The following is a 22,891-nucleotide window of genomic DNA, read 5'->3' on the forward strand; positions in this document are numbered from 1 at the left end:
CGCCGAATCCGCCGAGCGCCCACGGCCTACACTGGAAACGCCCCGATCCCCGTCTGAAACGCCGTCATGCCTGCTGCTGCCACGCCCCGCGCTTTCCGTGCGCGCGACCTGCAGCTCGCGCGCGCCCTCTTCGCGGCGATCGTTGCGGTGATGATCACTTTCTCGCCCGATCATTCGGCCTCGATCGGGCTGTCGGTCTTCAGCGGATTCGCGATCGCGACCGGTCTGGTCTTCCTCCTCGCCGCCTGGCTGGTCTATCCCGCCGGGGCGCGGTGGCAGGCCATCGTGATGGGCATCCTCAGCATCGTCGCCGGCATGGCGGGAGGCATCCCGGCGTGGCGATCGGAGGTCACGTTCGTGGTCATCGTCGCCACCTGGGCGCTCGCGACCGGACTCACCGAGGCCCTGTCGTCGTGTCGTGAGGTGCGCCTCTCCCGGGGAGCGCCCGAGCTCGCCGTGGCCGCCCGCGAAGCCCGCGACGGTCTGGCCGTGGGGCTCATCACCCTCGTGCTGAGCGTCGCGCTGATCTCGGTGCCGGTGTCGTACGCGCTGGAGTACACCATCGACGAGGCGGGCACCTTCACCCTCACCGGCACGACGATCGGTGTCGGCATCCTGGGCGGCTACGCCGCCATCATCGCGGTGTGGCTGGCCATCGCCGGCTTCTCGCCGCGCCCCGAGGCGGATTCCCCGTCCGCCGAACCCATCGATGACACCGCCGCGGTGTCATCCCCGGAGGACTCCCGATGACCGACAAGCTCACCCGACGCGATCTGCTCAAGCCCGTTCAGCTGCTAGGGCTCGCCTTCGGGGCCGCGCTCTTCGCGGGATTCGTCACCCTCATGTCGATGGGCTTCTTCCAGCAGGGCGGCGGCGAGCAGGCCTCACGTGCGCTGGTGGTCGCCGGCATCGTCGCGGGCGTGACGTTCATCGTCACCCTGCTGATCCTCTCGCTGCTGCTCCTGGCCGTCGACCCCGCCGCCGTGCAGAAGCCGATGGAGCGACCGGTGCTCTACGACGACCCCGCCGACGCGCCCGACGCACCCACCGGCGGGTCGACCACCCCGTAGCGGTTCAGATGCGGAGGGCGCGGCTGAAGCGGGTGTGAAACCCGGGATGCTGAGCCGGCGTCGCCAGCACGGAATCCGGCGTCCGGCCGGCCAGGCGAGGAAATCCGGCGTCTGACATCAGGCCGTCGTCGAGCGCCCGCACCCGCGCCTCGACGAGCGGCCACGACACGTGCTCGTTGGCCGCCCAGATCGTCCGCCCGAGGTGCGTCTCGTGGAACCCCCACCGCGCGGTGAGGAAGCGCGACAGCGCGGTGTCGACGGCTTCGGTGTCGCGTTCGACGGCGATCCGGGTTCCCGGACCGACGGCGCGGCCGTCGAGGCGGCGGCGCCGTGAGCGGTATTCGATGAGCGGGCCGGTGTCGCGCATCCCGATCCGCGCCCACCGGTAGGGAAGCCCGAAGATCGCCCGCGCCGCGAGCACCGGCGCCACGTGCTCGGCCTCGAGGGTGCGGAAGACGACGCCGCGCCGCCCGGCGGCGTCGACGCCGTAGGTGCGGACGTTGATCTCGCGGAACGTGCCGACGAACGGCACCGGAGGAAGCGGCAGGAATCGGAACTCGCTCAGAACGAACGGAACGAGCCCGACCCACGCCGATCCGTCGAAGACGTCGGGCTCCACTCCGCGGGGGAGAAGCGGTGCGACCGCGCCGGGCTCGACCCGCCAGTGCAGGAAGACCGCGTCGCTCCAGCGCTGGGCGATGACCGCGCGCCGCAGGAGGGGCGGGGCATCGCGCTCGAACGTCACCCTCCGATTCTCCCGCCGCCGTGGCATCCCGGCGCCCGCTCTTCCGCCCCGCTGAGCGGGGGACGGAGGCGGGGAAGGCGGCGGCGGGGCGGGGAAGGGCGCGGCGGGGGTCAGCGCGCGGGGGGCACGAGCTCGGCGGCGAGACCCACGTAGCCGGCCGGCGTGAGGGCGAGCAGCCGTTCCTTCGCCTCGTCGCCGATGTCGAGGCCGCGCACGAACTCCGCCAGCTCGGGCCCGCCGACGCGGCGCCCGCGAGTGAGGTCCTTCAGCAGCGCGTAGGGGTCGGTGATCTGCGAACGGCCCGCGGCGATCTCGGCGCGCACCACGGTCTGGATCGCCTCGGCGAGCACCTCCCAGTTCGCGTCGAGGTCGGCCAGCAGCACGTCGCGGCGCAGCGAGATCTCGCCGAGACCGCGCAGCAGGTTGTCGAGCGCGAGGAGGGAGTGACCGAAGGCCACACCGATGTTGCGCTGCGTGGTCGAGTCGGTGAGGTCGCGCTGCAGACGCGAGGTCACGAGCGTCGAGGCGAGCGTGGCGAACAGGCCCCCCGCGATCTCGAGATTCGCCTCGGCGTTCTCGAAGCGGATCGGGTTGATCTTGTGCGGCATGGTCGACGACCCGGTCGCGCCGGCGACGGGGATCTGCGCGAAGTATCCGAGGGAGATGTAGGTCCAGATATCCGTCGCGAGATTGTGCAGGATGCCGCCGGCGTGACGAGCGCGGTCGTAGAGCTCGACCTGCCAGTCGTGCGACTCGATCTGGGTGGTGAGCGGGTTGAAGTCGAGTCCCAGGCCCTCGATGAACTCCCGCGAGAGGGTCGGCCAGTTCACCTGCGGGTCGGCGGCGAGATGCGCCGACCAGGTGCCGGTCGCTCCCGAGAACTTCGCGAGGAACTCAGATCCCTGGATGCCGCGGACCACCCGCTCCAGGCGTCCGGCGAACACCGCCAGCTCCTTGCCCATGGTCGTGGGGGTCGCCGGCTGTCCATGCGTGCGCGCCAGCATCGCGGCATCCCGGTGCTCGTCCGCCAGACGCCAGAGGGCCGCGACCACCTCGCGGAGCTTCGGCAGCCAGACGTCGTGCACCGCGCGCTTGACGGTGAGGGCATAGGCGGTGGAGTTGATGTCTTCGCTCGTGCACGCGAAATGCGTGAGCTCGGCGATGCGGTCGAGCCCGAGGGAGGTCAGGCGATCGCGTACGAGGTACTCGACGGCCTTGACGTCGTGGCGGGTGACCGCCTCCTTCTCGGCGAGCCAGTCGATCTCGCTCTGCCCGAAGTCGAGATAGAGCACGCGCAGGCGGTCCTTGTCCGACGGCGACAGGGGCCGGGTGCCGAACAGGGAGGACTCGGTCAGGGCGATCAGCCACTCGACCTCGACCTCGACGCGGGCGCGGTTCAGACCCGCCTCGGAGAGGTAGTCGGCCAGCGGTGCGACCGCGGCCCGGTAGCGCCCGTCGAGCGGGCTGAGCGGCTGAGGGGGAAGAGAGGGCACGATGCTCCCGTGACGACGCGGCCCCGCGTCAGCACCTCACGGAGACGTGGTCGCGGGACGGATGGCGGGTTCCAGCTGCCGGAAGAGCGCCCGGCTCGCGTTCTCGATCATAGCGAGCACCTGATCGAACATCGCGGGCCCCGCGTAGTAGGGGTCGGGCACGTCGACGCCGTCGGCCGCGGAGTCGAACGAGCGGAGCAGGGCGATCTTGTCGGCATCGGTGTCGGAGGGCGCCCAGCCGCGGAGGATCCGTTCGTGACTGCGGTCCAGGGCGACGATGAGGTCGGTGCGCTCGAAGTCGGACTGCGTGAACTGGCGCGCCCGGTGGCGGGAACCGTCGTAGCCGCGGCGCTCCAGCGCCGCCAGCGTCCGCTCGTCGGCACGCTCGCCCACGTGCCAGTCGCCGGTGCCGGCGCTCGTGGAGACGACCCGCGCGGCGAGCCCGGCGTGGTCGGCGAGAGCTCGGAACACCACGTCGGCCATGGGGGAACGGCAGATGTTCCCGGTGCACACGAACACGACGCGGAACGGCGCAGCAGGCGAGGCGCTCGCGGACATGAATTCCATTCTGGGGGTGAAGACGCGGCGTGCAAGGGCGTCGACCGTTCCTGCACAGCCCGGCGTTCGGCGCCATCCCCTCACAGATCGCCGCCCCCGCCCCCGCGGGGACAGCCGGACCTCGATCATCGTCCCATGCTCTCCACCGCCGCCTGCTCTCCCGGTGCCGAGGCGAGTGCGGTCGCGCTCGCCGCCGTCGTCCGCGAGCTGCGCTCGGTCGCGTTCGCGCTCGCCGACGCGACGATCACCGCCCGCTCCCTCGATCACGCCACCGGCTGGCGCGCCCGGGCCGCCGAGGCCTTCCACGACAAGGCCGCACGGTGGGCGGGGGATGTCTCAGGGCTCACCTGCCAGCTCGAGACGGTCATCTTCGAGGCGCAGTGCGCCGGTGACCGGGCAGCGTCGATGGCGGAGGGATGCTGGTGAGCGATGGCCTCGAGATCCGCGGAGGCGGCGCGGTCTCGGTCGACACCGAGTCCCTCCGCGAGGCGGCGGGACGCTTCGATCGGATGATCGACGACCTCGACGTGCTGCAGCGCCGCTTCGGGGCCGCTCGTGCCGAACTCGCCGACGAACGACGCTTCGGGTGGGCGGCGGCCGGGGCGGCGAGCGTCTTCGCCCACGATCTCGACGCCGCGATCGTGCAGGCGGCGCAGATCGCCGGCGACCTCCGCCATGCCGCCGCCGTCTACGAGTTGGTCGAGCTGGACGCCGAGCACGCCGCCCTGTCGGCGCGCGGCGACGGTGCGGGGCTGGCCGCCGTCGAACTCCGACGCGCCGAGCTGCTGCGACTGTTCCCCGGCGCCGATGGTGAGGCGTTCATCGCCCGCTTCGACAGGGCGGTGCTGTGGCCGAGCTTTCTCGTGCGTCAGGCGACCGAGACCGGAAGCGACCTCGGGGGCATCTTCAGCGAGTTCGGCGCCGCGATCGGGGGCGTCGCGCTCGGCGGTGCCACGCTCGGCACCGCCGCGATCTTCGGTGTCGGCGGGTGGGGACGTCTCTCGCGTGACGCGCGCCTCGACGGTGAGCCGTCGGCGGTGGTTCTGCGGTCGACGCCTCCGCCGCCGCGGGTGACCACGGCGCCCCCCGACCTGGCGTCAGCCGCATCTCGGATGCCGGGAGCGGGTGAGGCGCGGGTTCGCGTGGAGAAGTACACGATGCCCGACGGCACCGAGCAGTTCGCGGTGTACATCGCCGGCACGCAGTCGCTCGGTGTCGGGGGCGAGGATCCCTGGGATGTGCAGTCCAACGCCGAGCTGTACACCGGCAGCCGCTCGGCGTCGTACGAGGCGACCCTCGCCGCCCTCGAGGCGGCGGGCGCGAAGCCCGGCGACACCGTTCACGCCTTCGGTCATTCGCAGGGAGCGATGATCGCGGCGCACCTGGCGCTGGAAGGGCCGTACGACATGGCCACGATGGTCTCGTTCGGATCCCCCGTCGAGGCCGACGTGGGCGCGGACACGTTGGCCGTCGCGATCCGTCATTCCGACGACCCCGTCGCGGTGCTCGCCGGGGGCGGGCACGAAACCGCCGTCGGCGCGCCGGGCAGCTTCACCGCCGAGCGCGAGGCCCACGCCGATTCCGGACTGGTGGATGCGACGGTGCCGGCGCACTCGATGCGCAGCTATGCCGAGAGCGCGGCCCTCGTCGACACGTCGGGCGATCCGAGGGTCGCCACCGTGCACGAGGTGTTCGCACGGCTCGGCCAGGCGGAGGCCGTCGCCGTCACCGAGTACGCGGCGGCGCGCCCGCAGCCGGCGGCTGCCGAGCGGCTCAGTCCTCGCGGCGGCGAGGACGCAGGATGATGCCGGCGATCCAGTTGATCACCGAGATGATGAGCGCGGCGATGATGCCGCCCCACCAGAACTCCTCGACGCGCAGACCGAAGCTCCACCACTGGGTGAACCACGCGGTCAGCCACAGCAGGAACGCGTTGATGAGCAGCCCGATCAGGCCGAGGGTGAGGATGTACAGCGGAAAGGCCAGCACCTTGATGACCGTTCCGATGATCGTGTTCACGAGCGCGAAGATGGCCGCCACGAGCAGGAGGGTGAGGACCAGCTGCAGCGTCTCTCCCGGCGCGAACGGGATGACGAAGACCTGGAGTGCGGGGATGAGGGTGACGACCCAGATCGCGAACGCGTTCACGACCACGCGGATGAGGAAGCCCATGCGGTGAGTGTGCCACGCCGCACCGGTGCCCGCGAGACCTTGACGCGTGCCGCGATGCCCTCCGTCCGCCGGTACCGCCATCCCCATGGCCCGGGCGTCATCCCGCCGTAGACTCGGTGCTGTGAGCGACGCTGCAGACATCCCGGTTCGCGTGCGCCCCGGCATCGCCTCCCTGCCGCCGTACAAGCAGGGCACGCAGGCGGGGCCCGACGCCTTCAAGCTCTCGAGCAACGAGAACCCGTTCGACCCGCTGCCGGGGGTTCTCGAGGCGGTGCGGTCGGCCAGCGCCTTCAACCGGTATCCGGATGCCACGGCCACGCGCCTCCGCGAACGCCTGGCCGCTCGGTTCGACGTGACCCTCGACGAGGTGCACGTGGGTGCGGGAAGCGTCTCGATCCTCGCCCAGCTCGTGTTGGCCACCTCCGGGCCCGGTGACGAGGTCATCTACGCCTGGCGCTCGTTCGAGGCCTATCCGTGGCTGGCCGTGCTCGCCGGCGCCGCTCCCGTGCAGGTGCCGCTGACCGCCGATGCGCGCCACGACCTCGATGCGATGGCCGACGCGATCACCGACCGCACCCGCGCGATCCTCGTCTGCAGCCCGAACAACCCCACCGGGCCCGTGGTCGGTCAGGACGAGTTCGATGCCTTCATGCGACGCGTGCCCTCCGACATCCTCGTGATCCTCGATGAGGCGTATGCCGAGTTCGTCACCGCCCCCGGTGCCGTCGACGGCCTCACCGTGCTCGGCAACCGCACGCGCGGCGGGGCGGAGCGGTCCAACGTCGTGGTGCTCCGCACGTTCTCCAAGGCGTTCGGTCTCGCCGCTCTCCGCGTCGGATACGCCATCGGGCACCCGCGCATCCTCGATGCCGCGCGCACGACGGCGATCCCGCTGTCGGTCACGGCGCATGCCGAGGCGGCGGCACTGGCGAGCCTCGACGCCGAGGACGAGCTCCTCCATCGCGTCCGGCACATCGCCGCCCGCCGCGACCGGCTGGCCGAGGCTCTCCGCGATGCCGGCTGGGCCGTTCCCGAGGCGCAGGGCAACTTCGTGTGGCTTCCCGCGCACGAGAACACCGTGGCCATCGCCGAGACGTTCGCCAAGGCCGGACTCATCGTCCGTCCGTTCGCCGGCGACGGCATCCGGATCTCGGTCGGTGAGGAAGAGTCTGTGGATCACGTCCTACGAATCGCGGCCTCCGTTGTGAGAGACCTCCCAGAAGCCCATCCGGGCCGGCGGCTAGCGTAGAACGGTGACTCTGCACGCAGGCCCCGCCTCGTCTGACCCCGCCGCTTCGGGAGACCCGGTTCCCGACGCCCGTTTCGTCCGCATCCTCGATGCCGACGGCACGCTGTCACCGACGCCCGCGGCCGAGCCGTATCTCGCTGTCATCGACGCGCTGAGCGACGCCGAGCTCGAGGGGCTGTACCGCGACATGGCCGAGATCCGCGCCTTCGACGTGCAGGCGACGAACCTGCAGCGCCAGGGTCAGCTCGCCCTCTGGCCGCCGAGCTTCGGTCAGGAGGCCGCCCAGGTCGGCTCCGCCCGCGCCGCGCGCGCCCAGGACCACGTCTTCCCGTCCTACCGTGAGCACGTGGTCGCCCGCATCCGCGGCGTCGACCCGGTCGACATCATCCGCCTCATGCGCGGACTCACCCACGGCGGCTGGGATCCGACCGATCCACGCAACGGCAACACGCACATCTACACGCTGGTGCTCGGCGCGCAGACGCTGCACGCCACCGGACTCGCGATGGGACTCGTCTTCGATGGTCGCAGCGGCACCGGCGATCTCGAGCGCGACGAGGCGGTGATCGTCTACTACGGCGACGGGGCCTCCAGTCAGGGGGATGTGCACGAAGCGATGGTCTTCGCCGCCAGCTACCAGACGCCCGAGGTGTTCTTCCTGCAGAACAACCAGTGGGCCATCTCCGTGCCGGTCTCGACGCAGTCGCGCTCGCCGCTGTACCGCCGCGGCGACGGCTACGGCATCCCCGCCATCCCGATCGACGGCAACGACGTGCTCGCCGGCTACGCCGTGACCCGCGTCGCGCTCGACGAGGCGCGCACGGGTCAGGGACCCCGCGCGATCGAGGCGATCACCTACCGGATGGGCGCCCACACCACCAGCGACGACCCGACGAAGTACCGCACCTCCGACGAGGAGCAGTCCTGGGCTCGGCGCGACCCGATCGCCCGCATGGCGACCTACCTGCGCTCGCGCGGCGCCTCCGATGCGTTCTTCGCCGATGTCGAAGCCTCGGCCCGGGCCCTCGCCGACGACACGCGCGTGCGCACGAACGCCCTCGGCGGCGTCCCGACCGACCTCATGTTCGACCACGTGTACTCCGAGCCTCACCCGCTCATCGACGAGCAGCAGCGCTGGCTCGCCGACTACGAGGCGTCGTTCGAGGAGGGGACGTCATGACCACCGCTCAGCCGATCTCGACCCCCGCGCCCGAGCCCGCGGGCGACCCGGCCGACGCCGGCGTCATCCGCTCCCTTCCCCTGTCGAAGGCCCTCAATCTCGGGCTCCGCGCCGCCCTGGCCGGCAGTGACCGCGTGCTGCTGATGGGCGAGGACATCGGGCGCCTCGGCGGCGTCTTCCGGGTCACCGAGGGGCTGCAGGCCGAGTTCGGCGACCGCAGGGTGATCGACACGCCGCTGGCCGAGTCGGGCATCGTCGGCACGGCGATCGGACTCGCGATGGCGGGATTCCGCCCCGTGCTCGAGATCCAGTTCGACGGATTCGTCTTCCCCGCCTTCGACCAGATCACCTCGCAGCTGGCCAAGATCACGAATCGGCACGAGGGGGCTGTGCGGATGCCCATCGTCATCCGCATCCCCTACGGCGGTCACATCGGTGCGGTCGAGCACCATCAGGAGAGCCCCGAGGCCTACTTCACCCACACCCCCGGTCTGCGTGTGGTGAGCCCCTCGACCCCCAACGACGCCTACTGGATGATGCAGGAGGCGATCGCGTCGGACGACCCGGTCATCTTCCTCGAGCCCAAGAGCCGCTACTGGCAGAAGGGCGAGGTCGACACGCGCGCGCCCGCGCTGCCGCTCCACGCGTCGCGCCTCGTGCGCCGGGGAACCGACGTCACGCTCGTCGGCCACGGCGCGATGGTGCACACGCTGCTGCAGGCCGCCGCGCTCGCCGAGTCGGAGGGCACCAGCTGCGAGGTCATCGACCTGCGGTCGCTCTCGCCCGTCGACTACGGCCCGGTGCTCGACTCGGTGCGCCGCACCGGCCGGATGGTCTACGCGCAGGAGGCGCCCGGGTTCACCTCGCTCGGCAGCGAGGTCGCCGCCACCGTCATGGAGAAGGCGTTCTTCGCGTTGGAGTCGCCCGTCCTCCGGGTGTCGGGCTTCGACACCCCCTTCCCCCCGGCCAAGCTCGAGGGCACCTACCTCCCCGACGCCGACCGCATCCTCGAGGCCGTCGACCGCGCCCTCGCCTACTGAGGAGTCCCATGAGCACCCAGACGTTCCTCCTCCCCGACGTCGGGGAGGGTCTGACCGAGGCCGAGATCGTGACGTGGCGGGTCGCCCCGGGCGACTCCGTTGCGGTCAACGACGTCATCGTCGAGATCGAGACCGCCAAGTCGCTCGTCGAGCTGCCCTCCCCGTTCGCGGGGCGCGTGGGCGAGCTCCTCGCCGACGAGGGGGCGACGGTGAACGTCGGCGCGCCGATCATCACGATCGACCCGGCGGATGCGGGGGCCCCGCCGGTGCCCCCCGTCACCGTCGGACAGAGCGAGCACGGCGAGCAGCGCGCGGAGTCGGAGGAGTCGGGCTCGGTGCTCGTCGGATACGGCTCGGCGGGCGCCGTCCAGTCGCGGCGCCGGAAGCCCGCCGAGCGTCCGGTCACCCAGTCGGTCGGCGTCGTCGCCAAGCCCCCGATCCGCAAGCTCGCCCGCGACCTCGGCGTCGACCTCGCCGCGGTGACCCCGAGCGGGGCGGCGGGGGAGGTCACCCGCGACGACGTGATGCGCCACGCCTCGCAGGCGAGTGTCTTCCGCAACATCCAGACCCCGGAGTGGGGCGACGTCCGCGAGGAGACCATCCCGGTCGACGGTGCGGGATCGCGCGCCGCCGAGCCGGCCGCAGCAGCGGCATCCGATTCTTCGTCCTCCGGCCCGTCACGCGCGGCGACGGAGGACGACGGGCGCGAGGAGTCCATCCCCGTCCGGGGCGTGCGCAAGGCCGTGGCGAACAGCATGGTGCGTACCGCCTACTCGGCGCCGCACGTGTCGGTGTGGACCGACGTCGACGCCACCCGCACGATGGAGCTCGTCAAGCGCCTGAAGGCCTCGCCCGACTTCGCCGACATCAAGGTCTCGCCGCTGCTCATCATGGCCCGTGCGGTGATCTGGGCGGTGCGGCGGACGCCGATGGTCAACGCCTCGTGGATCGACGGCGAGGACGGCGCGCAGATCCGGCTGCACCACTACGTCAACCTCGGAATCGCCGCGGCGACCCCGCGCGGACTCCTCGTCCCGAACATCAAGGACGCGCAGGACCTGTCGATGCGCGACCTCGCTCGCGCCCTCGAGCGGCTGACCCTCACCGCGCGCGACGGGAAGACCACCCCCGCCGACCAGCAGGGGGGCACGATCACGATCACCAACATCGGGGTGTTCGGGATGGATGCCGGCACCCCGATCATCAACGGCGGTGAAGCCGGCATCGTGGCGCTCGGCACGATCCGCCAGAAGCCGTGGGTGGTCGACGGCGAGGTGCGTCCGCGCTGGGTGACCACGGTCGCCGGGTCGTTCGACCACCGCGTGATCGACGGCGACGGGATGTCGCGCTTCATCGCCGATGTCGCGTCGATCCTGGAGGAGCCCGCACTGCTGCTCGACTGAGCTGCGCCCCCGCGCCCCTCTCTGCCCTCCTCTCAGCGGCCGGATGCTCTTTCGCCGGGAATGAGGAGGGTTGTCGAGAGGTGGGAAAACCCTCGGGAAGCGTCGGGTCTGCCCGGTGCCGCTGGCGGGCGCGCTCCGCCAGCGTGGAGTCATGTCCGCCCTCCCTCCTCGCCCCGCCCGTCTCCGCCGTCTCCGCCGCCCGAAGGTCGTCATCGGCATCGTCGTCACCCTCGTCCTCTCGGCCGCAGGCGTGGGTACCGCCTTCGCCACCGGCATCGGCAACGCCCCGGCCGTCGACACGGTCGGCGCCGTCGACTTCGACACGCCCCTGGCGATCCCCGAGCTCCTCGAGCCCGTCATCGATCCGGACGGCACCAAGGTGTTCGCGCTCGATGCCCGAGCCGGGTCCACGGCGTTCGTCGACGGACGGGAGACCCCCACCTGGGGCTTCAACGGGTCCTACCTCGGGCCCACCATCCGCGCAGCGCAGAACGACCGCGTGCGCATCGACGTCACGAACGGACTGGATGAGACGACGAGCGTCCACTGGCATGGGATGCGGCTGTCGGGTGAGATGGACGGCGGCGTGCACCAGCCGATCGACCCCGGCGGCACCTGGTCTCCGCAGTGGACGATCGACCAGGAGGCCGCCACGCTCTGGTACCACCCGCACCCGCACGGGGCGACCGAGGAGCACGTGCGGCGGGGGCTCGCCGGGCTGTTCCTGATCGACGACGCGCATTCGGCGGGTCTGCCGCTCCCGGCCGAGTACGGGGTCGACGACATCCCCGTCATCGTGCAGGACGTCGCGCTCGACGCCGAGACCGGCGCGCTCGGTCAGCGCGACGGCGGATCGTCGGGACATCTCGGCGACGAGATCCTCGTGAACGGGACGCTCGCGCCGTACCTGGCGGTGGCGACGGACGTGGTGCGGCTGCGCCTCGTCAACGCGTCGACCGCGCGCGTGTACGCCTTCGGATTCGATGACGGACGGGCCTTCTCGCACATCGCCACCGACGGCGGGCTGCTCCCTGCGCCCCGGGAGACCGAGCGCCTGCAGCTCTCGCCCGGGGAGCGGGCGGAGATCCTCGTGCGGATGACGCCGGGCGAGACCACCGTACTGCGAAGCGAGAGCCCCGACCTCGGCGGCGTCCTCCCGGTCTTCGGGGGCGGCAACGGCGGCGCCGACCGCTTCGATGTTCTGCAGCTGCGCGCCGCCGACGACCTGGAGAGCCGCGGGACTATTCCGCCCGTGCTCGCGCCGGCTGACCCGCTCGATGCCGCCGATGCGGTCATGACGCGGGAGTGGGTGCTCGACGGCACCGCGATCAACGGTCAGGCGATGTCGATGGAGCGGATCGACGCGGTCGTGGAGCGCGGCACGGTCGAACGCTGGCGGGTACGGAACGACATGTCCTACCCCCACAACTTCCACGTGCACGGTGTCCACTTCGAGGTCACGCGGTACGGCGGCGACGATCCGCCCGCAGCCGTTGCGGGCCCCAAAGACACTCTGTACCTCCCGCCCGGGGTCGAGGTGGAGATGGTGCTCCGTTTCGACCACGCCGACGCGAGTCATCCGCTCATGCTCCACTGCCATCTGCTGCGGCACGAAGACGCGGGCATGATGGCGCAGTTCCTGGTGGTGGGGCCGGGTTCCGACACCGCGGTCACGACCCTTCCGCCTGACGCGACCGCCGGACACCGCCACTGACCCGACCGGTCGTGCGAACGCGCACGCCCCCCGCCGAGGCGACGGGGGGCGTGCGCGTTCGTCGATGTCAGCCAACGGCGACGGCGAACTCGTTCGGAACGGCGTCGAGCTCGGTCGTCGCGACGACCTCGCCGGTGGTCAGGTCGACGGCGTGCACCGCGTTCGCGGCGGGCTCGGTCACGTAGGCGATGTCACCGGACACGAGGATGGCGGGGTGCGGGTCCTGCCACTCCGCCGGGCCCTCCCATGCCTGGATCACCGGGAACTCGTCGACGAACTCACCCGAGGTCGGGTCGAGGACGTGGATCGAGCCGTCCGAGGCGAGGATGTACCCGAGGTCGCCGGGCCCGCGCGCGAGGTCGCGGAAGGTGTACTGCGCCCCCTCCGGCATCTCGACGACCTCGAGGGTCCGCGCTTCGGTGTCGACGAGGGTGACCGCGCTGAGCAGGACCCCCTCTGCGTCGGGGTCGTTCTTGTAGTCCATCAGCACGATAGGGCTGGTTTCGGTCGTGAACGCGTTCCCGATACGGCCGTAGGGCTGATCCGGCGAATCGAGCTTGACGATCTCGCCGCCGTCGTAGATCAGAGCGCCGTTCTCGCACCCGAACACGACGACCTCATCCTTCGCGGTCCCTTCGCCGTGCACGCCCGGGCACTGATCGGTCTCGGCGATGACCGCTCCGCCTGCGTCCTGGGCGGTGATGCCACTGCGGCCGTCGGCGTTGCCGACGGTGGTGAGGAAGGTCCCGTCCTCGAGGACGATCGACACACCGTGATGCGCTTCCACGCCCTCGATCGTCTCGACGTCGGGAAGACCCTCGGATGCCGCGAGGTCGGCGGTGTCGAAGATGGTGGTGTCGCTCGTGCCGTCGGCGTACAGGATCGTCTTGCCGGCGTGCCGGACGACGTGGCCGGGTTTGTCGGCCTCGAACACCAGATCGGTGAGCTCGGGCTCCTCCGATGTCCCCGCGGCGGTGTCGAGCACCTGGAAGCCCTCGCTCATCGTCACCATCACGTGCCGGTCGTCGCCGGCCGGGTTCAGGCGGATGAACTCCTCGGAGTCGAACTCGGCGACCGGCTCGAGAGTGTCGCCGTCGAGGACGACGACCCCGCCCTCGTACCCGACCGCGACACGGGGGCCGGGGGAGGCGGACGGGGAGTCGGGCGTCGCCGGTGCGGCGGAACCGGTTGCGGCGCCCGACGAGCACGCGGCCAGGGTCACGACCGCTCCGATGGTGAGCGCGGTGATGCCCGCGCGGCGCAAAGGGGAAGTGCGCATGATGCCTTTCTTCTTCATGGGGTGGACCCTCAGCGGGAGAGTCCGGTGGAGATGCGCTCGGTGTTGACGCGCATCATGGTCAGGTAGTCCGGAGCGCCGCCGTCGGCGTCGGTGAGCGACTCGGTGAAGAGCTCCACGACATCGACGTGGACGTCGGCCTCCTCGGCGAGGGCGCGGACGAGTCGATCGGGAGAAGACGACTCGGCGAAGATCGCCGGCACACCCGTTCTCTCGACCGCCGTGACGAGATCGGCCAGATCGGACGCGGACGGGGCGGCGAGGGTCGTGCCGCCGGGGATGACCGCACCCACGACCTCGAAGTCGAAGCGGTCGGCGAGGTAGCCGAACACATGGTGGTTGGTCACAAGCGCCCTCCGCTCGGACGGGATCGCCGCGAAGGCCCGTGTCATCTCCGCGTCGAGCTCGTCGATCGCGGACCGGTATTCCGCGGTGCGTGCGGCCACCTCGGGCGAGGCGACTCCGTCGAGGCCGGACAGCACCGGCTCCAGTGCATCCACCACGTCACGCATCCGCGCGGGATCGGTCCAGAAATGCGAGTCGGGGGTGCCGGCGGCGTCGCCGTCGCGGTAGGAGAGGACGTCGATCACGTCGCCGGCGATGAATGAGGCGACGCCGTCGGCCGCTGCCGCATCGAGGTGCTGCTGCAGCCCCTCCTCGAGACCGAGTCCGTTCGAGACGATCAGGTCGGCGCTGCGCAGGCGCGCCGCCTCCTGCGCCGAGATCTCGAACGAGTGCGGATCGGCGTTGGGCTTCATCAGCGTGAGGACCTCCGCCTCATCGCCGACGAGCTCTTCGACGACATCGCCGAGGATGTTGGTGGTCACCACGACGAGCGGACGCTCGTCCCCGACCCCTGCGCACCCGGTGAGCGTCGCCGCCGTCAACCCCGCCGTGAGGAGTGCCGCCGCGAGTCGCCCTCGCGGCGTCCGACGCGCGCTCATCGCCCGGTCCCCGCGATGAACTGGAACGGCGCAGCCGTGTCGAACGTGCGCGCGATGCGGGCATCGTCCGCGAAGTCGATCTCGAAGAGCTTCTGCTCCCGGGGCCCGGAGACGTACGCCCGTTGCGCGTCGGCGACGATCGCCGGAACCTGTGCGCCGGCGTCGTCGATCGAGGCTGCGACGAGCGGCTCGGTCCGCGCCCGCACGGCGCCGTCCGTGCCGTCGAGCACGATCACACGCCCCTCCCTCGTCACGGCGAGCACGGTGTCGGCGTCGTCGTCGACCGCGGTGACGGTGACCAGTGGCTCGGGCGAGGGCAGGAGCGTCCAGGTCTGTGCGCGGGTGTTCAGGAGCCAGATTCCGTCCGTGCCGGACTCGCCGGCGAGAGCCGCCACGGTCGGGCGCCCCTCCCGGTTGTGGAACGACTCCGCGGCCGCCGCCGTGGTGCCGGGCGGGTACGGGATCCGCGAGAGCGTGAGCTCGCCGGCGACGACCTCCGCGAGGAGGGCCGCGTCGCGGCATCCGATCACGGCGCCGACGCGGGTCGTGATCGTGCCGCGCGCGTCGGGGCACGTCGCCTGCATCCCCACCGGCGCGCCGTCGCCCGAGTACGCGGCGACCCGGTCGGCTCGGCCGTCCGGCCCCGCCTCGGTGACCAGCGCGAACGATCCGACGGGGACCACCAGGCCGTCGTGCGGCGTGACCTCGAGCCGGAACCGCTCGGTCAGCGTGCCGTGCGAGAGAGCCTCGGTGTCCAGGAGCACCGCTTCACCCGAGCCCTCGAAGAAGACTCCGGTGCTCCCCGACATCGACTGGTTCGTCGTCGCCACGCGCGCCGGACCCTGCCCCTCGACCGTCCCGAGGATCTCGGGGGAGGCGCGGTAGTAGTGGAAGTGGTCGACGTGGTCCCAGGTCCACACGCCCGAGTCGACGATCTCTACTCCGGTGGCGGTCTCGGCGAAGAGGTAGCGCCCGTCGCTCGCGACGCTCCGGGGCGGGGCGATCGCTCCGAGATCGGAGACGGTCTCGTCCCACAGGTCGAGGTGGGTCACGGTGCCCGCCTCGTCGATCATCGTCAGTCCCAGTGGGGGTTCGGTGAGCTCGGTGGCGCCGGCGCGCTCGCCGTGATCGTCGCCGGTGGCGGAAGCTCCCGACGAGGGGGTGGTCGCCGGGGTGCCGGCGCACGCGGTGAGACCGACGGCGAGGACGGCGACGGTGAGGGCGAAGACGCGGGAACGCATGGGGATTCTCTCCGGAGAAGGGATGGGACGGGTCAGGCGCCGACGGGCGCGGGAGTGCGCCGCGCGGGCGTTCCGCGCCGGTTTCCGCGAGCGGCGACAGCGGCGCGGAGCAGGGTCGACCCCCCGGCAAGGGCGATGGCCGCCGCGGCGACCGACGCCCCGGCGGCGGAGGCGAAGTGCCATGAGGCGAGAAGGCCCGTGAAGACGGCCGCGATTCCGAAGGCTGCGGCCAGCAGCATCCGGCTCGGAATCCGGGCCGTCCACCCGCCGGCCGCCACCGCAGGCGCGAGCAGGAGACCGACGACCAGCAGCGACCCGACAGCCTGGTACGAGGCGACGACGGCGAGGGTGACGAGCCCCACGAGGACCGCCTGGGCCAGACGAGGACGAAAGCCCAGCACGGTCGCGATCCGTGTGTCCAGCGCGAGGGCGACGAGGGGACGATGGGCGAGGGCGGCCACCAGGACGCCGGTCCCGCACGCGGCGGCGAGGACGACGAGGTCGCCGGCGGAGATGGCCAGGATGTCTCCGAAGAGGATGGCCGTGGCGTCGGTGGCGAAGTTCCCCGAGAACGAGATGACGATGACACCGAGCGACAGCATCGCGACGAACAGCAGACCGATGCTGGTGTCGTACGACAGACGTCCGCGACGCTGCAGGGCCGCCACGCCGACGCTCATGGCCGTCGCGCCGATGGCGCCACCCACGAGCACGGGGATGCCGAGCACGGTGGCGAGGGCGACCCCGGGGAGCATCCCGTGCCCCAGCGCCTCGCCGAGGAACGCCATGCCGCGGATCACCACCCAGGTGCCCACGACCCCGCAGAGCACCGCGACGAGCGCGCCGCCGAGGAAGGCCCGCTGCACGAACTCCAGCGCGAAGGGCGCGAAAAGAGCGTCGATCAGAACGGGCACGTCCCCACCGTAGGCTTGTTGAGAATGATTCTCAAAATCGAAAGGATGCCGGATGCCGCACCTCGCGACGCACCGCGCTCGCCCGCGAAGCACCACCACCTCGTCTTCTCCGATCGCTCGCCTGAGTCGGGTCGGCGTCGAATTCGGGGGCCGCTCCGCCCTGTCCGACGTCAGCGTCGACGTCATGCGCGGCGAGATCATGACCATCGCGGGACCGAACGGTGCGGGCAAGTCGACGCTTCTCGAGGTGATCGCGGGTGCGCGGCAGCCGACGCGGGGAACGCGGGAGGTGACGGCTTCGCTGGCCTACGTCCCCCAGCTGGTCGCGGTGTCGCCCCTGCTTCCGATCACCGTCGGAGACGTGGTGTCTCTGGGTGTGCCGCGCCGGACGGCGCGAGCCCCCCGACGGCGATGGGTCGCGGCAGCGCTCGACCAGCTGGGCATCACCGATCTCGCGACCCGGTCCTTCGCGGAGGTGTCAGGGGGTCAGCGCCAGCGCGCGCTGCTCGCCCAGGCGCTGGCGCGCACGCCGGAACTCCTCCTCCTGGATGAGCCGACAACGGGGCTCGACGCCGGCAGCGCCGCGTGCATCCGCGCAACCCTCCGGGAGTCGGCGCGGTCCGGTGTCGCTGTCGTCTGCGTGTCGCACGAGCACTCCGTGCTCGCGCTCGCCGATCGGACGCTTCGGCTCGATGCGGGTCGCCTCACGACGACGGGGCGAACGCCCGCACCCTGACCGGATCGAAAATCATTCCCAATTGCATAAACATATTGCAATCTTCTTATGGATCCGTTGAACTGAGCCAGTGGAGTCGGATGCCGGTCTCGAGGCCACCGCAGCCCTGTTCAAGGTGCTGGGGTCGACGTCGAGACTGCGCTTGCTGCGCCTGCTCGCTGCGGAGCCGACGGGCGTGACCGAACTCGCGGCGCGTAGCGGACTGACGCAGCCGCTGGTCTCGCAGCACCTGCGCACGCTTCGGCAGGCGGGCATCGTGACGGTGTCGCGCGCCGGCCGCGAGGCGACGTACCAGCTCGCCGATCACCACATCGCGAACGTCGTCGACGACGCGATCGCCCACGCTCTCGAAGAGAGCCCCCGGAAAGAATCACCACGTAAGGAGCGACCCATGAGCACCGAAACCCACGCCGAGCACACCCTGGCCGAGCACGAGCACGGTTCCGACTGTGGACACGAGGCCGTGCCGCACGGCGATCACGTCGATTTCGTCCACGACGGACACAAGCACGCGCTGCACGGCGATCACTACGACGAGCACTGATCGCCGCCGCGCGGCTTCGAAGGTCAGCCCTGTCGGCCTTTGAACCGCGGATTGAGCTTGTTGATCACGAACACGCGGCCTCGCCGGCGCACCACCTGTGCGCCGGGCTGGTTCTTCAGAGACTTCAACGATGCGCGAACCTTCACGGGTCCCTCCCTTTATTGAGAACAGTTATCAATAACAGGCTAGGCTCACCGCGGGTCGACCGTCAAAGCGACGGCGGCCGGCGGAGAGGGGTCCGAGGTGGCGGATGTGGATTCGGGTTCGATCCTGGTCGTCGGAGTGTGCGCTCCGGAGCGTCGCCGATACGCGCAACGCCTGGCTGAGCTCACCGAGCGGCGCATCGTGGGTGCGACCGGCGGGCGCCGGCACGGGCAGGGTCTCGTTCTCGATCACGCCTCCGCCGATGCGCCGCGAGGTCGCGCGGTCGTCATCGATGCAGCGACCGACGTGGACGCGGCGCACCTCGCGGGCGCCGAGATCGATGGCGTTCCCCTGTTCGGCGTCATCTGCGTCGTCGACGCCGCCCACCTCCTCGATGACCTCAAGAGTGAGGCGGCTCTGGTCACCGGTGCGCCGCCCGGCGACGATCGGGGCGACATCGGCGCCTGGGCGCGGCAGGCCGCCGCTCTCATCGAGCTCGCTGACGTGGTTGCGTTCGTCGGATGGGAGGCGTGCGACACCCCCACCCTCTCGCTGCTGATGTCGCTGGCCTCGCACCTGAGCCCGACGGCGCGCATCCGGCTCAGTCGTCGGCTCTCCGACGATCTCCGAGCCCTTCGCGAGGCCGTGGCTGACGGCGCGGGCCGGTACGAGCGAGCGGGGTGGGTGCGCGCACTCGATCAGGAACACGACCCGTACATGACCGACCGGCGGGTCACCACATTCCGGTACGAACAGTTGCGTCCGTTCCACCCGCAGCGACTGATGCCGTCGCTCGACGAGATCGCGTCAGGACGCTGGGGGACGGTCGTCCGGTCGATGGGATTCTGCCGTCTCGCCACGCGACCGACGCTCCTAGCCCGGTGGGAGCAGGCAGGCTCCGCGATGTGGATAGACCCGATCCCTCCGGATGACAGCCTGTCGGCGATCGGCCAGGAGATCGCCGTCACCGGCTGGGATCTCGATGTGCGATCTCTCGTGGCGATGCTCGACGATGCGGCGCTGACCGACGAGGAGTTCGCCGCCGGGTCGGGGGTGTGGCGGGACTACGAGGATCCATTGCCGCAATGGGTCGCCTGGGAATCGACGGAGCGGGACTGATAACGATTATCACTCCGGTACACTGATTCCATGCCCAAGACCCGGTCTCTCTCCGCTTTCGCCCTCACCGCCGCGTCCGCTCTTGCGCTGGCCGGCTGCGCCACACCGACGGGGTCGACGTCGACGTCCGCCGAGACGGAGCCGGCCGGCGATGCGCTTCTGGTCGTCGCATCGACCAACGTCTATGGACACATCGCCGAACAGCTCGGCGGTGATGCGATCGAGGTGACCTCGATCGTCACCTCCGCGGCGCAGGATCCGCACTCCTACGAGCCGAGCGCTCAGGACACGCTCGCAATCTCGAATGCAGACCTCATCGTGGAGAACGGTGGAGGTTACGACTCCTTCGTCGACGCGCTGATCGAGTCCAGCGGGAGCGATGCGCACGTGATCACCGCTGTCGAGTTCTCGCACGACTATCCCGGCGCCCAAGAGCACAGCGACGAGGAGCACGCCGACGAGGCGACGGCCGGCGACGCGGACGCCGGGGCAGTCGCTGAGGAAGAGCACGCCCACGAGGAGGGCGAGGCGCACGTCGAGGGTGAAGACCACGCCCACGAGGAGGGCGAGGCGCATGTCGAGGGTGAGGAGGGCGAGGCTCACGCCGAGAATGGAGACCACGCCCACGACCACATCGAGGGCTTCAACGAGCACGTCTGGTACGACCCGCACACCATCGCGTACGTCGCGGAGGCGATCGCCGATGAACTCACCGAGCTGCGTCCGGACGATGCTGACACCTTCGCGACGAACCTCGACGCCTTCACCGCAGAGATCGAGGCTCTCGAGGAGTCCCTCGGCGACGTTGCTGACGCGAACGGCGGCGCGCGAGTCTTCGTGACCGAGCCGGTGCCGGTCTACCTCGCCGCCGAGGCGGGTCTCGAGAACGTCACCCCCGATGCCTTCAGTGAGGCGGTGGAAGAGGGACAGGATGTTCCGCCCGCCACGCTCCTCGAGTCGCTCGACCTGCTCCGCGCCGACGATGTGCGCGTCGTCATCACGAACACCCAGACGGGCGGAGCCGAGACCGAGCAGGTCATCGGAGAGGCCGAGACCCTCCGGATCCCGGTCATCGCGTTTTCGGAAACGCTCCCTGAGGGGGAGACTTACATCTCGTGGATGCAGGCGAACATCGCAGCGCTCAGCGACGCTCTGGCGGAGTGACGGCCACCGCGCCTGCGCTCGAGATCCAGGATGCCGCGCTGCGGCGATCGGGCCGCGAGCTGTGGGCGGGCCTCGACCTCTCGGTCGCGCCCGGTGAGCTCATCGCCGTGCTCGGCCCGAGCGGGTCGGGGAAGACGACCCTCCTCCAGGCGATCCTGGGCCTCCAGTCGCTGAGCTCGGGCGCGATCTCGGTGCTCGGTGAGCCGGTGCGCCCCGGGGGCAACCGCCGTATCGGCTACATCCCGCAGTCACGGCCGCTCCCGCGCGACGTCGCGCTGCGCGGACGCGACGTCGTGGCGCTCGGGGTCAACGGTCACCGATTCGGTCTGCCCATTCCACGCCGCCGCGACGCGGCGCGGGTGGAGAGACTGATCGATGAGGTGGGGGCGCGAGCGTTCGCCGACCGCCCCGTCGGGGTGCTCTCCGGGGGGGAGCAGCAGCGACTCCGCATCGGACAGGCCCTCGCTGACGAGCCGAAGCTCCTCCTCTGCGACGAGCCGCTGACGAGTCTCGACCTGGCGAACCAGAGAGCCGTCGTCGACCTGATCGACCGGCATCGGCGCGAGCGGAACGCCGCGGTGCTCCTCGTCACGCACGACGTCAATCCGCTGCTGGGCAAGGTCGACCGGATCCTCTACATCGCCGGCGGACGGTTCACCCTGGGCAGTCCCGACGAAGTGCTGCGCTCCGATGTCCTCACCGAGCTGTACGGCACGCCCGTCTTCGTCCTGCGGGCGGGCGACCGGCTCGTCGTGGTCGGCGCGCCGGACGCGGAGGAAACGCATCATCACCACCACGACGAGGACCACTCGTGAGCTGGGACGCCATCTGGGAGGCCATGTTCGGTGGTCTCCCGGTCTACGGCCAGCTGCTCGGACTCGTCTCCAACGCCGTCTGGGCGGGTGCCGCGCTGGGCCTGGTCGGCGGTCTCGTCGGCGTCTTCGTCATGCAGCGCGACATGGCCTTCGCCGTGCACGGCATCAGCGAGCTCTCCTTCGCCGGCGCCGCGGCGGCGCTCCTCATCGGCGTCGACGTCGTGACCGGCTCGATCTTCGGGTCTCTCATCGCGGCAGCCCTGATCGGCTGGCTCGGCGCCCGCGCCAGAGACCGCAACTCGATCATCGGCGTCCTGATGCCGTTCGGCCTCGGCCTCGGCATCCTGTTCCTCTCCCTCTACGACGGGCGCAGTGCCAACCGCTTCAGCCTGCTGACCGGGCAGATCGTGTCGGTGCAGACCGGCCAGCTCGGCTGGCTGATCGGCATCAGCGCGGTCGTGCTGCTCGGGATGCTGGTGATCTGGCGGCCGCTGCGCTTCGACTCCCTCGACCCGCAGTCGGCAGCGGCGCGCGGCGTGCCCACGACCGCGGTGTCGCTGCTGTTCATGATCCTGCTCGGTCTCATCGTCGCCGTCGCCGTGCACATCATCGGCGCACTCCTGGTCATGGCGCTGCTCGTGACGCCGGCCGCCGCGGCGATGCGCGTCGCCCACGGGCCGCTCTCGGTGCCGCTTCTGGCGGCGACCTTCGGCTTCGTGTCCGCGGTGGGCGGTATCCTCCTCGCCATCGCCGGCACGCTTCCGGTGAGCCCCTACATCACCACGATCTCGTTCGTGATCTACCTGGTGTGCCGTGCGGTCGGTGCGCGCCAGGGCCGGGTGACCCGTGAGCGCGGGGGAGAACGGCGTCCAGCGGTGGTTCAGGGCGGCTCGCTAAACTCCTGACCATGGCCCAGCGGAACACGTGGCAGCGCGAACGCGTGCGCGAAGCCCTCGCCGACGCCCGCGGCTTCGTCAGTGCTCAGTCGCTGCACGCCACCCTCCGTGACGAGAACACCGGCATCGGGCTGGCGACGGTGTATCGGGCCCTGGCCGGGCTCGCCGCGAACGGTCAGGCCGATTCGCTGCAGAGCCCTGAAGGCGAGAGCCTCTACCGGGCCTGTGTATCGACGGGTCACCACCATCACCTGATCTGCCGCAACTGCGGCGTGACCGTCGAGATCGAAGCGACGGATGTCGAGGACTGGGCGCGGCGCACTGCGGCCGCCCACGGGTTCAGTCAGGCCGAGCACATCGTCGACATCTTCGGATACTGCTCCGCCTGCACGGCCGGAGCCGGTGAGCGTGACACGGACTGATCCGGCCCCCCGCGTCGCCCCCGCGCGCGAT

25 protein-coding genes are annotated in these 22,891 nt (G+C 70.8%); 16 read left to right on the forward strand and 9 right to left on the reverse strand.

The features are described from left to right. The first annotated feature begins 66 nt into the window (after positions 1–66). Together FBY40_RS03025 and FBY40_RS03030 are read left to right on the forward strand one after the other, a co-directional pair. Positions 67–750 (forward strand): acyl-CoA synthetase, encoded by a 684-nt coding sequence (locus FBY40_RS03025; RefSeq protein WP_141936301.1) that lies wholly within the window; start codon positions 67–69, stop codon positions 748–750. Next, the gene (locus FBY40_RS03030; RefSeq protein ID WP_141936303.1) at positions 747–1,070 is read left to right on the forward strand and encodes an amino acid transporter; all 324 of its coding nucleotides are present in this window, start codon (positions 747–749) and stop codon (positions 1,068–1,070) included. The genes FBY40_RS03025 and FBY40_RS03030 overlap by 4 nt, the downstream gene beginning before the upstream one ends. A gap of 4 nt (positions 1,071–1,074) precedes the next feature. On the opposite strand, the gene FBY40_RS03035 is transcribed toward FBY40_RS03030, so the two are convergent. The 3 genes from FBY40_RS03035 to FBY40_RS03045 all read right to left on the reverse strand — a co-directional run bounded on the left by FBY40_RS03035 (position 1,075) and on the right by FBY40_RS03045 (position 3,866). Further along, on the reverse strand, positions 1,075–1,815 hold the full coding sequence (locus FBY40_RS03035) for a YqjF family protein (protein WP_235014500.1): 741 nt from the start codon (positions 1,813–1,815) through the stop codon (positions 1,075–1,077). Between the two features lie 110 nt (positions 1,816–1,925). Beyond that, positions 1,926–3,308, reverse strand: a complete 1,383-nt coding sequence (gene purB, locus FBY40_RS03040) for an adenylosuccinate lyase (protein ID WP_141936307.1) — start codon at positions 3,306–3,308, stop codon at positions 1,926–1,928. Between the two features lie 36 nt (positions 3,309–3,344). Beyond that, positions 3,345–3,866: a low molecular weight protein-tyrosine-phosphatase gene (locus tag FBY40_RS03045; RefSeq protein ID WP_141936309.1), complete on the reverse strand. Its 522-nt coding sequence runs from the start codon at positions 3,864–3,866 to the stop codon at positions 3,345–3,347. A 135-nt stretch (positions 3,867–4,001) separates the two neighbouring features. Here FBY40_RS03045 and FBY40_RS03050 point away from each other — a divergent pair, with 135 nt between their 5' ends. Together FBY40_RS03050 and FBY40_RS03055 are read left to right on the forward strand one after the other, a co-directional pair. Beyond that, positions 4,002–4,292, forward strand: coding sequence for a hypothetical protein (locus FBY40_RS03050; RefSeq protein ID WP_141936310.1), 291 nt, complete (start codon positions 4,002–4,004; stop codon positions 4,290–4,292). Beyond that, the gene (locus FBY40_RS03055) at positions 4,289–5,671 is read left to right on the forward strand and encodes a hypothetical protein (protein WP_141936312.1); all 1,383 of its coding nucleotides are present in this window, start codon (positions 4,289–4,291) and stop codon (positions 5,669–5,671) included. Before FBY40_RS03050 ends, FBY40_RS03055 begins: the two co-directional genes overlap by 4 nt. Here FBY40_RS03055 and FBY40_RS03060 read toward each other — a convergent pair. Continuing rightward, the gene (locus FBY40_RS03060) at positions 5,640–6,038 is read right to left on the reverse strand and encodes a phage holin family protein (protein ID WP_141936314.1); all 399 of its coding nucleotides are present in this window, start codon (positions 6,036–6,038) and stop codon (positions 5,640–5,642) included. The genes FBY40_RS03055 and FBY40_RS03060 overlap by 32 nt on opposite strands. Positions 6,039–6,159: 121 nt before the next feature. Here FBY40_RS03060 and FBY40_RS03065 point away from each other — a divergent pair, with 121 nt between their 5' ends. The 5 genes from FBY40_RS03065 (at position 6,160) to FBY40_RS03085 (ending at position 12,624) form a co-directional block, all read left to right on the forward strand. Beyond that, complete coding sequence (locus tag FBY40_RS03065; protein ID WP_442922851.1) at positions 6,160–7,287, forward strand: histidinol-phosphate transaminase; 1,128 nt, start codon at positions 6,160–6,162, stop codon at positions 7,285–7,287. An 82-nt stretch (positions 7,288–7,369) separates the two neighbouring features. Further along, a complete protein-coding gene (locus FBY40_RS03070; RefSeq protein WP_235015038.1) occupies positions 7,370–8,467 on the forward strand; it encodes a thiamine pyrophosphate-dependent dehydrogenase E1 component subunit alpha in 1,098 nt (365 codons plus the stop codon). Beyond that, complete coding sequence (locus FBY40_RS03075; protein ID WP_124291924.1) at positions 8,464–9,507, forward strand: alpha-ketoacid dehydrogenase subunit beta; 1,044 nt, start codon at positions 8,464–8,466, stop codon at positions 9,505–9,507. The genes FBY40_RS03070 and FBY40_RS03075 overlap by 4 nt, the downstream gene beginning before the upstream one ends. An 8-nt stretch (positions 9,508–9,515) precedes the next feature. Further along, positions 9,516–10,910: a dihydrolipoamide acetyltransferase family protein gene (locus FBY40_RS03080; RefSeq protein WP_141936318.1), complete on the forward strand. Its 1,395-nt coding sequence runs from the start codon at positions 9,516–9,518 to the stop codon at positions 10,908–10,910. A gap of 151 nt (positions 10,911–11,061) precedes the next feature. Beyond that, a complete protein-coding gene (locus FBY40_RS03085) occupies positions 11,062–12,624 on the forward strand; it encodes a multicopper oxidase family protein (protein WP_141936320.1) in 1,563 nt (520 codons plus the stop codon). A 67-nt stretch (positions 12,625–12,691) separates the two neighbouring features. Here FBY40_RS03085 and aztD read toward each other — a convergent pair whose 3' ends face one another. Genes aztD through aztB form a run of 4 tightly spaced genes read right to left on the reverse strand, consistent with a single transcriptional unit; the run spans position 12,692 to position 17,020 of the window. Further along, positions 12,692–13,903 (reverse strand): zinc metallochaperone AztD, encoded by a 1,212-nt coding sequence (gene aztD, locus FBY40_RS03090; protein WP_141936322.1) that lies wholly within the window; start codon positions 13,901–13,903, stop codon positions 12,692–12,694. A gap of 29 nt (positions 13,904–13,932) precedes the next feature. Further along, complete coding sequence (gene aztC, locus FBY40_RS03095; RefSeq protein WP_141936324.1) at positions 13,933–14,865, reverse strand: zinc ABC transporter substrate-binding protein AztC; 933 nt, start codon at positions 14,863–14,865, stop codon at positions 13,933–13,935. Continuing rightward, on the reverse strand, positions 14,862–16,106 hold the full coding sequence (locus FBY40_RS03100; RefSeq protein ID WP_141936325.1) for an ABC transporter: 1,245 nt from the start codon (positions 16,104–16,106) through the stop codon (positions 14,862–14,864). The genes aztC and FBY40_RS03100 overlap by 4 nt, the downstream gene beginning before the upstream one ends. 32 nt (positions 16,107–16,138) lie before the next feature. Further along, positions 16,139–17,020, reverse strand: coding sequence for a zinc ABC transporter permease AztB (aztB, locus tag FBY40_RS03105; protein ID WP_235014502.1), 882 nt, complete (start codon positions 17,018–17,020; stop codon positions 16,139–16,141). Between the two features lie 52 nt (positions 17,021–17,072). Here aztB and FBY40_RS03110 point away from each other — a divergent pair, with 52 nt between their 5' ends. Both FBY40_RS03110 and FBY40_RS17525 read left to right on the forward strand, forming a co-directional pair. Then, positions 17,073–17,756, forward strand: coding sequence for a metal ABC transporter ATP-binding protein (locus tag FBY40_RS03110; RefSeq protein WP_141936328.1), 684 nt, complete (start codon positions 17,073–17,075; stop codon positions 17,754–17,756). Positions 17,757–17,826: 70 nt separating this feature from the next. Further along, complete coding sequence (locus tag FBY40_RS17525; RefSeq protein WP_235014505.1) at positions 17,827–18,300, forward strand: ArsR/SmtB family transcription factor; 474 nt, start codon at positions 17,827–17,829, stop codon at positions 18,298–18,300. 23 nt (positions 18,301–18,323) lie between these two features. On the opposite strand, the gene ykgO is transcribed toward FBY40_RS17525, so the two are convergent. Continuing rightward, positions 18,324–18,446: a type B 50S ribosomal protein L36 gene (gene ykgO / locus FBY40_RS03125; RefSeq protein ID WP_036311902.1), complete on the reverse strand. Its 123-nt coding sequence runs from the start codon at positions 18,444–18,446 to the stop codon at positions 18,324–18,326. A gap of 106 nt (positions 18,447–18,552) precedes the next feature. Between ykgO and FBY40_RS03130 the strand changes: the two genes are divergently transcribed. The 5 genes from FBY40_RS03130 to FBY40_RS03150 are packed head-to-tail and all read left to right on the forward strand — an operon-like array spanning position 18,553 to position 22,860. After that, complete coding sequence (locus tag FBY40_RS03130) at positions 18,553–19,563, forward strand: GTP-binding protein (protein WP_141939985.1); 1,011 nt, start codon at positions 18,553–18,555, stop codon at positions 19,561–19,563. Positions 19,564–19,593: 30 nt separating this feature from the next. Next, positions 19,594–20,727, forward strand: a complete 1,134-nt coding sequence (locus tag FBY40_RS03135; protein ID WP_141936330.1) for a metal ABC transporter substrate-binding protein — start codon at positions 19,594–19,596, stop codon at positions 20,725–20,727. Further along, a complete protein-coding gene (locus FBY40_RS03140; RefSeq protein ID WP_141936332.1) occupies positions 20,724–21,542 on the forward strand; it encodes a metal ABC transporter ATP-binding protein in 819 nt (272 codons plus the stop codon). Before FBY40_RS03135 ends, FBY40_RS03140 begins: the two co-directional genes overlap by 4 nt. Next, entirely contained in the window at positions 21,539–22,447 is a 909-nt protein-coding gene (locus FBY40_RS03145; RefSeq protein WP_141936334.1) for a metal ABC transporter permease, read from the forward strand. Before FBY40_RS03140 ends, FBY40_RS03145 begins: the two co-directional genes overlap by 4 nt. A 2-nt stretch (positions 22,448–22,449) precedes the next feature. After that, positions 22,450–22,860 carry a Fur family transcriptional regulator gene (locus FBY40_RS03150; RefSeq protein WP_124291912.1) on the forward strand — a complete coding sequence of 137 codons (411 nt, stop codon included), beginning with the start codon at positions 22,450–22,452 and terminating at the stop codon, positions 22,858–22,860. Positions 22,861–22,891: the final 31 nt, after the last annotated feature.

Origin of the sequence: Microbacterium sp. SLBN-154, from assembly GCF_006715565.1 — a bacterium.
Taxonomy (GTDB): domain Bacteria; phylum Actinomycetota; class Actinomycetes; order Actinomycetales; family Microbacteriaceae; genus Microbacterium.

Excerpts from the sequence above, each read along its gene's own strand:
- FBY40_RS03080 (WP_141936318.1), top strand. The coding sequence starts at position 9,516 with ATGAGCACCCAGACGTTCCTCCTCCCCGACGTCGGGGAGGGTCTGACC.
- FBY40_RS03060 (WP_141936314.1), bottom strand. The coding sequence starts at position 6,038 with ATGGGCTTCCTCATCCGCGTGGTCGTGAACGCGTTCGCGATCTGGGTC.
- FBY40_RS03045 (WP_141936309.1), bottom strand. The coding sequence starts at position 3,866 with ATGTCCGCGAGCGCCTCGCCTGCTGCGCCGTTCCGCGTCGTGTTCGTG.
- FBY40_RS03050 (WP_141936310.1), top strand. The coding sequence starts at position 4,002 with ATGCTCTCCACCGCCGCCTGCTCTCCCGGTGCCGAGGCGAGTGCGGTC.
- FBY40_RS03135 (WP_141936330.1), top strand. The coding sequence starts at position 19,594 with ATGCCCAAGACCCGGTCTCTCTCCGCTTTCGCCCTCACCGCCGCGTCC.
- FBY40_RS03075 (WP_124291924.1), top strand. The coding sequence starts at position 8,464 with ATGACCACCGCTCAGCCGATCTCGACCCCCGCGCCCGAGCCCGCGGGC.
- FBY40_RS03025 (WP_141936301.1), top strand. The coding sequence starts at position 67 with ATGCCTGCTGCTGCCACGCCCCGCGCTTTCCGTGCGCGCGACCTGCAG.
- FBY40_RS03100 (WP_141936325.1), bottom strand. The coding sequence starts at position 16,106 with ATGCGTTCCCGCGTCTTCGCCCTCACCGTCGCCGTCCTCGCCGTCGGT.
- aztD (WP_141936322.1), bottom strand. The coding sequence starts at position 13,903 with ATGCGCACTTCCCCTTTGCGCCGCGCGGGCATCACCGCGCTCACCATC.
- aztC (WP_141936324.1), bottom strand. The coding sequence starts at position 14,865 with ATGAGCGCGCGTCGGACGCCGCGAGGGCGACTCGCGGCGGCACTCCTC.
- FBY40_RS03150 (WP_124291912.1), top strand. The coding sequence starts at position 22,450 with ATGGCCCAGCGGAACACGTGGCAGCGCGAACGCGTGCGCGAAGCCCTC.
- FBY40_RS03085 (WP_141936320.1), top strand. The coding sequence starts at position 11,062 with ATGTCCGCCCTCCCTCCTCGCCCCGCCCGTCTCCGCCGTCTCCGCCGC.
- FBY40_RS03030 (WP_141936303.1), top strand. The coding sequence starts at position 747 with ATGACCGACAAGCTCACCCGACGCGATCTGCTCAAGCCCGTTCAGCTG.
- FBY40_RS03110 (WP_141936328.1), top strand. The coding sequence starts at position 17,073 with ATGCCGCACCTCGCGACGCACCGCGCTCGCCCGCGAAGCACCACCACC.